This window comes from Synechococcus sp. CBW1002 (genome assembly GCF_015840915.1).
In the GTDB taxonomy this organism is placed as follows: domain Bacteria; phylum Cyanobacteriota; class Cyanobacteriia; order PCC-6307; family Cyanobiaceae; genus CBW1002.
In genome coordinates, this window is sequence record NZ_CP060398.1 from 2,027,516 (window position 1) to 2,041,094 (window position 13,579).

The following is a 13,579-nucleotide window of genomic DNA, read 5'->3' on the forward strand; positions in this document are numbered from 1 at the left end:
TGCGTCACGGCCCCTGAACGGATACAACCAAATAGAATGCCTTGCGCAACCGATCAGGATCCAGGTCGACCCTTGGGCGATCCTGACGCCTGGTTTCCATCGCGGTGATGAATGCGGGCAGGGCTGAGACATTCATTAAGTTGGTGCCACAGCCACTGACGCCATCAAGATGGGCGTGGTCTGGGGCGATCACGAGACAGGCCTTGCTGAACTGAACATCGGGGTATTCGCTCGCCAACCGCCGCAATACATCACCGATGTAGCGGCGACACTGAAGCATGGGGTTTACTGGGCGCGCCGCAATGACGCGCTCACTCCCGTCAGGGGCGGTGCAGATCCACTGAGAGTTGATGCCACCCGTCCATGTGCCCCTGTAGTTTTTGCATTCCATGATATACGCCTCTCCTGATGGAGTAATCAATAGGTGATCTACTTCGTGCAGATGCTGCCCGAGGATGATATTCGATATCAGGTATCCTTCGATAGCCATGTCTCGCAGGACATTGGCCACTTCGATCTCCAGGTTGTTGTAGCCAGGATTCGGATTCAACTCGATGACTTTCTGTGTTCCCGTGTAGGTGATCGCAGGGGGAGGCGTTGTTGGGATCACGGCAGGTGCGGCCGACTCATTGAGATCCACGATCACCTGATTGTCGAACAGGCGTATCTGGTTCACGGTGTCGTCAACCGTAATGCGAAGCTGGCGTTCCGTATCAATCGCAAAGGTGATGCGGTAGCGCTTGTCCCCAACGGGGGCGTTGGGATCCACGGGGATCACCACCAGGTGGCCGCCTGTTCCTAGGGGGCGAAACTCGTTGGCCACCAAAGGGCCAGGAGTCTCCGTTTCGTTAGCACTATCATCCAGCCGCCGGGGCTGCCGATAGAGCTCGCCCACGGAGATGCGGATGCCAACCTGTTCTCTGGTCTGACGCCCCGAATTCAGCGCAAAGTCGGAAAGACAGGGGAAGACCGTTCCCTGGCGGAACAGTGTCTGGTAGACGAAGTTGCCATTGACGGCCCGAAGCCGGATGGCATAGTCGTGGAGGAGATAGTCGTTCGATACGGGCGCATCGACGCTGCGCAGGGCACCGAAGACCACAGCAGCAAAACGCTCTTCCTCTGTAGGGGAGTCGGAGAGCTCAAGATCAAGGCCTGAAAAGGCCTCATTGAGAACGGTGCGTATCGGGGGACAGATGGTGCAGCCACCCACGAGGATCGCGCCACTGATGGAGTTCTGCGCGATGCCTCGGTTTTGGATCTCGGTTGCGGTCTCCTGGACCAGGTCCTTCAAGGACGATGCAATGGTCGAGTCCGTGATCATCGACGCGAGGTCGGTATTGCGGAACGCCATGTTGATGGTGAGGCCGGCTTGGAGGTCTTCGTAAGGCTCCAAGGCGCGCTTGCTGAAGCTCAGCTTCTTCTTCACCTTCTCGCCAGCACGAATGGCACGCAGATACGTCTTGCGGTTAAAGGTGGAGGGCGGGTTGAGGCCCTGGAGTGCAAAGGCTTTCTCGGCGATCAGGTCGTCGATTGTGGAGCCGCCCACAAAGGTGCCTGTCTTGGTGATCAGGCGTGCTTCCTCTGGTGTGCCGTCACCGGCAAAACCGATGTCAGCGAGAGTGATGTCGGAGGTGGAACCGCCGATGTCCACGATCAGCACACGGCTGCCGAAGGCTTCTTCGCCGTAAAACAGCGCAGCGGCGGTGGACTCGTCAATCAGGCGAATCGCTTCGGGTTGCAGGTTGGCGCTGAACACTTCCCGCAGCCAGGCGCGATACTCGGAGGGAGCCTGCACGGGCGCCGTGAGGATCAGGCTGGGGACGTGGCTGCTGCCGAACTCCACCTCCAGTTCCTGCTTGAGGTCGTGGCAGAGAACGCGCACGAAATCGGTGCTGGTTTCCAGCAGGCTGCGGTGGCCCTCTTCGCCATGGCGCGCTTGCACAAAGGAGTCGAGCAGCTGACGCTTGAAGTTGCGCCCGTAACGCCGGTAGGCGTCGGGCCGCTCATCCTCCGAGAGCTTGGCCCAGGCCCGAGCACCCACTTCCGGTCCGTCGTCGGAGTGAAACACTTCCGAGGGCACAAAGGTGAAGGGTTTTTCCGGGCTCCTGGAGAGCTGGGTGTCGAGCTGGGAGATGCGCGGCAGGTGCAACAGGGCTTCGCGGCCCTCCTGATCACGGGTGGCGATCAGGGTGTTGGTGTTGCCGAGGTCAATGGCGAGGTGTTGAAGCATGGCTGATCACTCCGCACCCACAACAACGGCCTTGCGCACCACGGCATCGCCACGGAGAAAGCCGATCTGGCGGATGGTGCAGGCATCTCCCTTACTCAACGCAGCAGCGCTGTCGTGATGGCGGGGATCGAAGTGGGTGGCCTCTCCGGGTTCACCGATGGGTTCAAGGTCGAGCGGCTCATAGACCGCTTCCAGGGCTGCGGTGTAGACACCCAGACGTTGGAGTTTCTGCTGATCGCTGAGGCTGTCGTCTGCGAGCAGCGATGGCAACAGGGCCAGGGGGGTCTGCACTGCTTCGAGCACCATCTGCCGCAAGGCATCCGTGGCGAGCGAGGCCTGCTTCGTGGCCCGAGCAGAGGTGTCAGCGCCCTTGGCAGGCTCTGGGGGGCTCGACGCATCGGGGGCTTCACGATTGGCCAGGGCTCGGACCAGTGCGCCGTAGTGGCTGGCTACGGCAGAGGCGCCCTGATCCCCCAGATTGAGCGTTGACACCAGGTCGGCCAGGCTTTGCTGCAGCTGCCGCACCTGCTTCAGGCGGTTCTGGGGGAAGAGCTCGGCGATTTCGGCATCACTGCGAAAGCCGGCAGCCTTGGCCAGCTTTTCGCGGGGTGCCCCTTTGGCCCCACGGGCATTGAGGCCCCGAGCTGACTTCGACTTTCTGGCCATGGCTTGTCGTGGGGGTGGTGTGGTGGTTGGGTTGCAGACAGGACGAGGGCAGGAAGCCTGATCGGCGAGCGAGATCAGGAGCTATCGCCACAACTGGCGAGAACGACGAGGGTCATCGGTTGAGCAGGCGCTGCACGGCCGCCCGCAAGGGCGGCAGATCAGTGGCGACGGTGCGCCAGACACGGGCAAGATTCACCTTGAGATCGTCATGGATGAGCGCGTCTCTCATGCCGGCAATCTGCCGCCAGGGAATCTCGGGATTGGCAGCCCGAAGGTCGGTGTACTCAGCGATGCGTTCCAGGCAGTCGCGGATGCTTTCGAGGTAGAGCTGATCCTTACTCACAGTGCCAAGGCCTGATCGAGGATCTCGCTACGAATCAGCGGATGCAGCGTTTCTGCCTCGGTGACGTCCACCGGGCAGTCCAACAGGTCTTCGAGGTCCTGGCGCAGGCTGATCAGCCCTAGCAGAGACTGGTCGGAGGCCAGGTCAACCAGGAGATCAAGGTCGCTGCCGGCGTGCACCTGCCCCTTGGCGATGGAGCCATAGATCCGCTGGTTGGAGGCGCCATGGCGGTGCGCCACGGCAAGGACCTCTGGCCGAAGGGCGTTGTGGCGCTGGCGAATCGTGGTGGCGGGTGCGTGGGTCATAGCGCCAGGCCGATCTGGGCAGTCTGGCCCGACTCGGGCTGGGGATTGCGGGGTGGCCGCCCGCGGCGCCGACCCGTGCCGCTGCCCCCGGAGCTACTGCCTCCCCGACGACTACCGCCATGCAATCCCTGGGCCACCTCTTCCTCGTAGCGCTCGGCATTGAGGGCCAGCAGGCGGGCGAGCACGTCGTCGCGCACGGCATCGGGCCAGCGGTAACGCCAGGGCAGCTTGCGGCGACCGGTGATAGCGCCGTAGGCCTCCAGCTGGCCCTGGAAATCGAGGGCATCGCCAGCATCCGAGAAGAACAACTCGCCGCTGTCGATGCACTCCTGCAGTTCGTCGGGGAGTTGGGCGTCTTCTTCGGTGTCGAGGTAGTCGAGGCCGAAGCCGCAGCCGGTGGGCACATCGCTCCAGCCGTAGGCCTGCAGCACCGCCTGATCCATCTCGCCGTGGAGGCGGCGCAGCTCCAGCAGGCCTGGGCTGGTTTCGGCTGGATCGTGGAAGCGGTTGTAGGTGCTGGTGAGGCCTTCGTTATTGGACACCATTAGCTCGGCGCGGAACTGGTGGTAGTGCTCGCCGCTGGTTTCGAGGCTCTGGCGTGTGTCTTCGAGAGTGGGATCGTTAGCGTTGGCGTCGAGCAGGGCGGCGGGGAAGGGGAAGGTTTCGAAGCAGTCGGAAGGTGTGTAGCGTAGGTCATCCTTCATGGACGAACCTAGAAATCGAGCCCAGAGTTCATGTACATCGGACTGACACAACAACATCCATGCCGCTGATTCCAATGCGAAGACCACCATGGCCTCCGAAAAGACAGATGTTGGTGGCATGAAGGCAAGCTGCCAGTTCGGCTGATGCCTCGCGGTGACGATTACTTTTGCTTTGCCTTCGACGGCTGCATTCAGCTCAGGCCTTGGCCTGATGAATAGCCACCATTTCTGCTTCGCTCCTTTGTCGTTGACCTTCAGGCGTTCAGGCTTCACCTTGCTTTCCACAATCTGCATCAACTCCGGCCACTCCCGCCGGCACTCCTCCTCACTGCGCTCGCCGAAGTTGATCACATATCTGTGATGCGCATGCGTGGGGCTGCTGTTCACTTCCTCCCCGCCGATGTAAGGCAAGATCACCTCAGCGTTCTTCGGGTTCTCACCGATCAACCGCTCCATCGTGGTGATTGGCGAGGGGATGCCGGGCGTGTCGTCGTCGGCCGGGCTGGAGTCGTCGAAGGTGAAGCCCATGCCCAGCACGTAGCTGCCCACGAAGCTCTTGCCGGCATTGGCTACTAGCTGCTTCGGATCTTCATGGCCGCCGTTGGCAAACAGGAAGGCCGTGATCTGCTCCACCGGCCGCCGCTCCAGCAGCTTGGCGCCGGAATAAGCGCCCTTGCGCAGGTGCACCACGCTCACCACCACGGCCGCCACGCCCGGCCACTTGTAGCGCTTGCGGGCCGCATAGATCGTGCCTCCGTTGAGGCAGATCCAGCGCAGGCCGGTGCTACGCGTGTCGCCCTGGGCGATGGTGTTGGTGGCGATCAGCCCCAGTGATCCACTGGGTCGGAGCAGATCGAAACAGCGGCGGAAGAAATGGGCCACGAGATCGGCATTGCCATGGCTCTCGGGGTGCAGCTGCTTGAACCAGTCGAGGATGCCTTCCGGGCTGCCTTCGGCAATGGTGTTCTTCCCCGCGAAGGGAGGGTTGCCCACGAACACATCAAACCCACCCCGCCCCTCGCGAAACACCTCCGGAAACTCCAGCTGCCAGTGAAACGGCGTGATCCCCTTCTCGCCCGCCGCCAACCGCTCGCGGATCTCCTGAACGGAATCCTGTAGCCCATCGTCCGCAAAGGCGCCACTGAGCATTGCCAGATACACCTGCTGCTTATCGGCGCGTTCTTTCGGCTTCTTGGCATCAAAGAAGGCGGCCACCATCAGATCGCCAACCTGACGCAGGCCATCTGCGGCCTTGATCTGCTGCAGCAGCAGAGCCTTCTTGCGGTCGTAACTCTCATCCGAGAGGCTGTCTTCGGCAAAGCTGCTTTGCCGGCTGGTTCCCAGCTGGGCGATGATCTGGTTCTGTTCATTGAACAGAGCGAGTTGCACCTCCTGCATCGCCGCCTGGATCTCCTTCACGGAATACCCCACCAGCGAATCGCCGCACTTGAGGGCGTGATCCACAAAGGTGAAGGGCATGTCTTTGCTGAGCGTCACCAGCCAGAGGCTCAGGCGTGCCAGGTTCACCGCAAACGGGTTCTTGTCCACCCCATACAGGCACTGCTGGGCCACCAGCCGGCGGGCCACGGTGTCTTTGTCGGCGTCCTGCCGGAAGCCCTCGGGGAAGCCATCGCGTTCCCAGGCCTGCACCAGCCAGCCGGCCAGATAGCGGCACACCGCCACCAGGAAGGCACCGGATCCCATCGCCGGATCGCACACCTTGAGATCGAGGATCTGCTCCGCCGTGGGCTGGTGGTTGCAGCGCTGCAGCCAGGGGCGGAACGCTTCGGCCACGATCGGTTCGGTGAGCGCCCGCGGGGTGTAGTGGCTGCCGCTGCGGCGCCGCTCCGCGGTGGGTTGCAGGATCAGTGATCCCGGCTGCAGCCCGCGCGGGGTGTGGGGGGAGAGTTTCTTGTCGAGCGCCAGGCAGAGCTCGGCGAGGCTGCTGGCGCTTTTCAGCTCCCTTTTCACACTGGCCGGCAGTTTGAGCTTCACGCCGGCCTGTTCATCGAGCCAGCTCTCGCGTTTGCCCGCGCTCTGAGCGAGCAGCTGATCCGCATTCACCACCACCGTGATCGTGATCTTCTGGCGCGGCGGCCGATACGTAATCCCCACGCTGGGGCCGTGGGCCTGCTCCACGCGGAAGCCCATGATCCCCTCGTACACCGAGCCGATCTGCTCCACATCGAGAGCCCGATAGCTCAGCCGCTCGCCATCGAGCCAGAGCAATTTGCTGAGCACCTTCTCCACCACGTCGTCGCTGATGGCGGGCAGGTTGCTGAGGATCGCGTCCTGATAGCTGCTGTAGGGATCGCGGCCCTCCAGGAAGGGGTAGGCATCGGGATCAAACAGCTCGCCGTGGCGCGCCGGCAGGTAGGCCGGATCGGCGCCGCCGCCGTCGTACACCAGCCGGAACAGGCTCAGCAGCGATGCCCAACCGCCGCGCCGATCGCTCATCGCCCCTTGGTGGTCCACCCGCTCCTGGCGCAACCGATCAGCCAGGGCGCTGACGCTGTAGTGCTGCCCGTAGAGCGAATCGGCGGGCATCAGCGCTTCGTCTTCCGCGTAGAGCAGGAACACCAGCCGCAGCAACACCGTGATCAGGCCGCCATAGAGCTGCTGTTGGCCCTCATCGCTGTGGGGCAGATCGCCGAGCACCGTGCGGCCGGCGTCCTGCGCCAGCCGTTCGGCGTCGTCAAAACCCAGCAGCAGTTCCCACAGGGCTTCGAGCACCTGCTCGGCCAGGCGGGTGCTCACTTCGCTCTGGTTCTTGCGGCTGGCCGCGAGCAGCGCCGGCAGCCGTTGCTCCGGGTTGCCACCGAATAGCCGATCGACCCCCAGCAACAGCTCCAGGGCGCCGAGCATCGGCCGGCCCGCCACCTCGGCCATCGGCTCCAGGGGCATCGTGAGCCAGCCGCTGGATTCACCTCGCGGCGCGTGGACCAGGCGCAGATCAGCGCCGTTGAACAGGATGCCGATCGGATGTTCGGTTTCCTTCAGCAGCCGCTCGAAACGCTGTTGCGGCGTGGCATCCCAGCCGTTGCCGGTGGGATTCCAGGGTTGATCGAAGGCGCGGCCCCATTCGCCCAGGGCGGTGAGGTCGAGCACCAGGGCCTGCAGGCCTTCGCCTTCAAACTTCGGCACCCCGTGGGTGGGGCGCAGGGTTTCGCCGTATTCGCTCAGCACCACCTCCGGGATGGTCTGAAGCTGATCGGCGCTGAGCAGGTCGGCCTCGCCCCAATCCAGCAGTTCGGTGGCCAGTTGCCCAAAGCCCGGCACCACCTGGATCGGCTCACCGGCCGCGGTGTCGCGCTCTTCCAGCAGGGCTTCCAGCTGGCGTTGCCGCGTCGAGAGATAGGCCGTGCCCTGGTTGGGGAACAGCTCGAGTTTGTTGAGCACCGCCGGGGCGACCACCAGGCCCACCGGTTGCACCAGGCCGAGCCATTGCTCGTGGGTGTGGATGCCGGGAGTTCCGTAAGCCATCAGCGCACCCCCGCCAGATCGTTCGCGCAACCGAAACGGTTCCATACTGGTGCTACCACCGGTGGATCGCTGGTTGCCATGGCCAAAACGCTCACCCTCAAGAACCTGCCCGATGCGCTCCACGCCCGGCTGGCTGCCGCCGCTAAGCGGCATCGGCGCAGCCTCAACAATGAGGCCATCGTGTGCCTGGAAGCGGGCCTGGCCGCACCCCCCACATCCGTAGAGGAGGAGCTGGCGGAGATCCGAGCCCTGCGCGAGAGCCTGGGACCCCACAGCTTTAACCCTGAGGCCATCGATGCCTTCAAGCGGGAAGGGCGGCCGTGATCGTTGTGGATACCAACGTGGTGGCCTACCTGCTGCTGCCTGGCCCCAAAACCGAACAGGCTGAAGCCTTGCGGCGGCACGATCGGCACTGGGCCACACCGCCGCTTTGGCGCAGCGAGTTCCGCAACGTTCTTACGCAGCATGTTCGCCGTGACTTGCTGAGCCTGCCAGCGGCTCTGGCGCTGATGCAGAAGGCCGAGGTGCTTCTCGCCAGTGAGGAGCAAGCGGTGGCCTCGGAGCATGTGTTGCATCTGGTGAGTCAGAGCAGCTGCAGTGCCTACGACTGTGAGTTCGTGGCCGTTGCGGAGCAGTTGGGCGTGCATCTGATCACGGAGGACCGTGCCCTGCAGGCCGCCTTCCCCGCCATTGCGATGTCCCTGCATCAGGCCACCTCCTGAGGCCAGAGGTAGATCGCACCGGCGGGTTCCACCCGGTGGGTGCGGAGCTCGAAGGTGCGGCGGATGCGCTCGGGTTCGTGGCTGAGGTCGCTGTCGATGGTCTGCAGGCGCTGCTCCCAGTACTTGCGGTTGTCCTCCAGCTGGCGGCGTTCTTCCTTGATCCCACCCAGATCGAGCAACAGCTGATCGAGGTTCTCGTTGGTGCGGCTGCGGGTGCTGGTGATCCGCTTGCGTTGCTCCTCCAGCACCTTGATGAAGCGGGCCACCTCATCGTCGGCGCGTTTGGCCAGCTTGGCGGCCGCGTCCTGGCGGCGTTCCTCCACCTTCTGATCCAGAGCTTCCCGCAAGTGAGCCACATCCACGCTCAGGTTGTTCTGGAGAGCGGCGCTGATCCCTTCCGGTGCCTCCAGGCGCTGCCGCAGCGACGTCTCCAGATCCTCCAGGGCGCGACTGGTTTTCTCGCTGCTGAGTTTGCGCAGCCGGCGCTGGGGATCGCTGGGATCCCACTCGGCCGCTACCGCGAGCACTTCATCGTGCAGGCGGGAGGCGCCATGGCCGTAGAGGCTCAGGCGAGCCAGGATCACGAGCTTGGCGGTGTCATCGGCCGTGCCCACCACTGCGGCGCGGCTGAGCGCATCGCTCTGGAAGCCGCGCATCAGGAAGCGGTTGAGCAAGCGCATCACCAGCGGATGCTCCAGATGCAGGTGCACGCGATCGGCATTCACCTCCTGCGGATCGCGGAACACCACCGGCTGCAGCTGGGTGTCCTGCCGCCATTGCCAGAGCTTCTGCCCCGGCTGGCGCGGCGGTCGCAGGGCATCAAGTACATCGCCCCAGGCCGCTTCCCCGCCCGGAAGCTCGGTGGCGCTGGGGAACTCCCAGATGGCCCGTTCGGGATCCTGCGCTGCCTGCTGGGGATCGCGCGGCTGCAGCGCCAGGGTCTGCTGGCCGTGGCGCTCACCGGTGATCTGCAGGCTGGTGTTGAGCGCGTCGCGGAACTGCTCTGTAGAGAAATGCAGCCACTTGCGAGAGCGCTCCAGGTAGCGCTCCAGCGTTCCCACCTGTTTCTCCAGGGCCTCCTTGCGTTCGCGGCTGCCCTCCAGTTCCTCCTCCAGGAGCACCTGGGTGAGCCGGAAGTCATCCTCCTGATCCAGCCCCTTGATCTCGGCGATCGTGTGCGCCAGGGCGGTGGGGTTGATGCCCTTGGCCAGCAGGTCGTTGAGCTTGCGGATCACCACCGGCGGCAGGCAGCCCAGTTCGCTGCGGATCTGATCGGTCTTGCGCACCACCGTGTCGAGCACTGTGTCTTCCGGGCGCTGGGGCAGCACGAAGTAGTGGCAATACACCTGCGGTGATCGTTGCAGGGTGCGATCAATCCGGCCGTTGCGCTGCTCCATCCGCCCCGGGTTCCAGGGCACGTCGAAATGCACCAGCCGTTTGCAGTGGTTCTGCAGGTTCACGCCCTCCCGCGCTGCATCGGTGGCGATCAGGATCCGCAGGGGGTCACTTTCCGGTGGGCTGTTGAAGCTGCGCTTGATCGCTTCGCGCCGTTCATCGCCGATGCCGCCATGGAAGGTGGCGATGCGGGCTTCGGCCTGATCGCTTTCGGCGATCAGCTCGCGCACCCGGCGCTCCAGCCAGTCCTTGGTGTCGGCGTATTCCGTGAAGATCAGCAGGCGTTCGTTGCTCCACGGGGCCCCCGGCTGCCCCAGCTGCGGGCAGAGGTGGTCGCGGATCAGCTGCTCGAGGCGGTGCACGCGGCTGTCGGGCTCGTAGCGCGCCTCCTGGGCGATCGCTTGCATCTGGCGCAGCAAGGCCCATTCCTCCTCGCTGGCCTCCAGTGCCGAGGCCAGGGCGGCTTCGTGCTGGGCGTCGGCTTCCTTGAGCAGGTCCTCTTCGTTGCCGTCGGCGCGTTCGTCGTCGCCATCGATGGAGCCTTGCAGCAGATCGAGGGCATCCAGACGCACCTGGCGCCGTTGTTCCGCTTTGGCCGCGCGTTTCTCCAAGGTGTGCATGTGCACGCTGAGGGTGCGATCAAAGGCGGCAATCGAGCTGAGCAGGCGTTTCTGCAGGTTGGAGATCACCAGATTTTCGGCCGCCCGTTCGCGCTTGCCGGCGGCAGCGAGCCGTTGGTTGCGCAACTCCCGGTAGCGGCTGAGCAGCTCGGCCAGCTGAAGTTCGGGGTTGTCGCTCGGCAGGCCATCGATCACCTCGGGGGTCACCAGCCGCTGCGGCAGGTCCACACCGATCTGCCGCAGGTCTTCCTTGAGCCTGCGCACCATCACGTCTTCCAGGTCTTGCTTGCGCACGGCCACGCCGCGGCAGAAGCGGGTGGGATCGAGGATCTCGAGCAGGGCGGAGAAGCTGTTGCTGTGGCCGTTGTGGGGTGTGGCGGAGAGAAACAGCTTGTGCTCGAACCGCCCGGCCAGATCGCGCATGGCACGGGTGAGCTTGGAATCGATCGCGAACTTGGAGCCACTCGCCGGTGCGGCGTTGTGGGCCTCATCGAGGATCAGCAGCGCCTGTTTGCCTTCATCGCCGAGCCAGTCGCGCAGCGGGCCGGCATAGGCCTCATCGCGCACCAACGCCTGGCTGAGCACAAACCGGGTGTGGGTGGCCCAGGGGTTGATGCCCCAGCCCCGCTGGCGGCGCATCTCGGCGATGTACTGGCGGTCCATCACCGCAAAGCCCAGGCCGAAGCGGCTCTCCATCTCCCCCTTCCACTGCAGCACCACCGAAGGGGGCGCCACCACCACCACGCGGTGCACCTTCTGGCGCAGCAGCAGCTCGCGCATGATCAGCCCGGCCTCGATCGTTTTGCCGAGACCCACGTCATCAGCGATGAACAGGCTCACCCGCGGCATCCGCAGCGCCTTGCGCAAGGGCTCCAGCTGGTAGGGCTTCACGTCGATCCCCGCCCGCAGCGGCGCCTGGAACAGGCCGGGGTCGGTGCTGGTGACGCAGTTCCAGCGCAGGGTGTTGAGGTAGCTGCCGAACACCTGAGGCTGATCAAAGCCGCGTTGCCCCACCGTGTCCCAGGTGGTTTCACCCAACACCAGGGCATCCACTTCCCGCTCCCAGAACACCTCCAACCGCTGGCCGTTGGCGTCGTCATCCAGGCAGGCCAGACCAACCACCGTGTCCCCCTCGGGGTGCTCGGACGGCTCCACCTTCTCCACCAGCCAGCGGTGGCTGCGGCAGAGGACCACACAGCCCTCACTGGGGATAATTTTTGGGGAGCTCGATCTCATGGTTTCACCGCCTGCATCGGCGGGACTGGCATGGGGGTGTGGGGACGCTGCGGCCAGTCTGCCGCTAGGAGTTTGTTGCCAATAGAGCAGCGAGCCCCTGGTCACGACGAATCCCGGTGAGGTGAGCTCTGAGGTCTACCTCTCCCGCTGAGCTGGTTCATTGGGGCGAGGTTGACTCAGCCCTGGCGGCATTGCCAGGGTCTCTACCCCTCATCCCGTCGCTGCTGCCCAGAGCTGCTGCTGTGATCGCCTGTACCGGAACAACTTGAGCAGGTTGTGGGTGGCAGCGATCAGATGCCATTCACCATCGACCTTCTCCAGGCCCCGCAAGAGAAACCGCCGCAGGCCCCGGCCTTCCTTGATCTGGCCGTTCACCGGCTCCACGATCGCTTTGCGCTGGGCGTAGATCCTGGATCCCTTCTTGCTTCTGATCTTGCGGGCCATGCGGGTTCTGGCGTCGGCATCTCTGGGCAGCGGTCCTCGCTGTGGCGGTGGCGGCTTCCCATGCGGCAGACGGCCGGTGGCGATGTAGGCGTCAATGCCAAGGTCCTCACAGTGACCTGCGTTGTCGTCGCTCCAGTAGCCCGCATCCATCGTCATCACGTCCGGCAGTTCACCGGCGCTGGCGGCGATCCGCTCCAGCATGGGCTCCAGGTGCTCCACGTCCGGTGGCTGGTTGCTGACGCCCACCGCCACGATCACCTGGTGGTCACTGTCGACCGCCAGCTGGCAGTTGTAGCCCTGCAGGTAGGTGCCGCCGGACTGCATGAGGTGGCTGTCGGAATCTGTGAAATTCCGTTGGGTCTTGGCCGTCGGTGTGCCGTCAGCCTTTCTCGCCAGACCACGCCTGGGCATCGCGTCAGAGGCGAGTGGCTCCAGATCTGGTGGCTCGAGGCCAGCGCTCTCGGCGGCCTCGATGGCTTTGTCCCCCGCCGCTGCTGCCTTTGCCGCTGCGGCTTCCGCTTTCCTGTTCAGCTCGGCCTGCTCAGGGGCCGATCCATCCGATTCCTCGGCTGCGGTCGCTTTGGCTCTGGCCTTCTCGGCTTCCTCCTGCCGCTGCCGCGCTGCAGCTGCAGCGGTTTCCGCCTCCATCTCCTTGCGGGCCTGACGGATTTTTGCGAGGCGGCCCTGCTTGTGGCGCAGCTCATCGGGAAGTTCACTGCCCAGGTTTCCTTTGCCGTAGCGCCGGTCTTCCTGGGCATCCAGGATCTCGGCCTTGCGGATCAAGGCGTTGATTTCCTTCTGGAGCTCCTTCTCCGCCCTGAGCATCCGCTCGTGGCTCATCGCCTTGTGCTTGGAGGCATTGGCCTGCACCTTGGTGCCATCGAGGGCCACATGGCCCAGGCTCACCATCCCCGCCTTCTGGCACAGGCGCAGGATCTGAATAAACAGGCCCTTGAGGGCATCAAGGTTGCGCCGGCGGAACTCGCTGATTCGGCTGTGGTCCGGCTGCTGGTTGCCGGTCAGCACGCGGAATGCCAGATCCTCGTAGCAGGCCCGCTCGATCTTCCTGGAGGAGACGATGCCCACGCAGTAGGCGTAAAGCAGCAGCATCGTCATCATGCGTGGATCGAATCCCTTCTCTCCGCGGGGGTCCTTGGCCTGAGCGGGTACGAGGATCGCGGAGAGATCCAGCTCATCCACCAGGTCCAGCAGGAAATACACCTGGTGGTCTTCTGAGAGCCACTCACGCGGTGACGGCGGCAGCAGGGTGGCCTGCTGCGGCTGCCAGGGGCGAAAGGTCTTGCGCTTCTGCATGCCCGAGTGTATCGCCCAGATCCATTGCAGTCACTGGGATCTGGGCAGATTGATGGGCGGCTGTGGAGAGACTGGGTGCTGATCTATGCGCGACAGGCTCCTAGCGGAAGCAATGCG

Annotated in this window: 9 protein-coding genes; 2 read left to right on the forward strand and 7 right to left on the reverse strand. The window is 64.1% G+C overall.

From position 1 onward, the window contains the following. Positions 1-4: 4 nt before the first annotated feature. The 5 genes from H8F24_RS09785 to H8F24_RS09805 all read right to left on the reverse strand — a co-directional run bounded on the left by H8F24_RS09785 (position 5) and on the right by H8F24_RS09805 (position 7,731). Positions 5-2,230, reverse strand: coding sequence for an Hsp70 family protein (locus H8F24_RS09785; protein WP_197169596.1), 2,226 nt, complete (start codon positions 2,228-2,230; stop codon positions 5-7). A 6-nt stretch (positions 2,231-2,236) separates the two neighbouring features. Next, the gene (locus tag H8F24_RS09790; RefSeq protein ID WP_197153719.1) at positions 2,237-2,896 is read right to left on the reverse strand and encodes a hypothetical protein; all 660 of its coding nucleotides are present in this window, start codon (positions 2,894-2,896) and stop codon (positions 2,237-2,239) included. A gap of 112 nt (positions 2,897-3,008) precedes the next feature. Further along, positions 3,009-3,239: a DUF86 domain-containing protein gene (locus H8F24_RS09795; protein WP_197153720.1), complete on the reverse strand. Its 231-nt coding sequence runs from the start codon at positions 3,237-3,239 to the stop codon at positions 3,009-3,011. Further along, entirely contained in the window at positions 3,236-3,544 is a 309-nt protein-coding gene (locus tag H8F24_RS09800) for a nucleotidyltransferase family protein (RefSeq protein WP_197153721.1), read from the reverse strand. Before H8F24_RS09800 ends, H8F24_RS09795 begins: the two co-directional genes overlap by 4 nt. Continuing rightward, on the reverse strand, positions 3,541-7,731 hold the full coding sequence (locus tag H8F24_RS09805; RefSeq protein ID WP_197153722.1) for a DNA methyltransferase: 4,191 nt from the start codon (positions 7,729-7,731) through the stop codon (positions 3,541-3,543). The genes H8F24_RS09800 and H8F24_RS09805 overlap by 4 nt, the downstream gene beginning before the upstream one ends. A 78-nt stretch (positions 7,732-7,809) precedes the next feature. Here H8F24_RS09805 and H8F24_RS09810 point away from each other — a divergent pair, with 78 nt between their 5' ends. Further along, positions 7,810-8,055: a plasmid stability protein gene (locus tag H8F24_RS09810; protein WP_197153723.1), complete on the forward strand. Its 246-nt coding sequence runs from the start codon at positions 7,810-7,812 to the stop codon at positions 8,053-8,055. After that, on the forward strand, positions 8,052-8,453 hold the full coding sequence (locus H8F24_RS09815) for a type II toxin-antitoxin system VapC family toxin (RefSeq protein ID WP_197153724.1): 402 nt from the start codon (positions 8,052-8,054) through the stop codon (positions 8,451-8,453). The genes H8F24_RS09810 and H8F24_RS09815 overlap by 4 nt, the downstream gene beginning before the upstream one ends. Here H8F24_RS09815 and drmD read toward each other — a convergent pair. Next, entirely contained in the window at positions 8,438-11,662 is a 3,225-nt protein-coding gene (gene drmD, locus H8F24_RS09820; protein WP_231597692.1) for a DISARM system SNF2-like helicase DrmD, read from the reverse strand. The two genes, H8F24_RS09815 and drmD, sit on opposite strands and share 16 nt — an antisense overlap. A gap of 252 nt (positions 11,663-11,914) precedes the next feature. Further along, positions 11,915-13,462, reverse strand: a complete 1,548-nt coding sequence (locus tag H8F24_RS09825; protein ID WP_197169597.1) for an IS1182 family transposase — start codon at positions 13,460-13,462, stop codon at positions 11,915-11,917. Between the last annotated feature and the right edge of the window lie 117 nt (positions 13,463-13,579).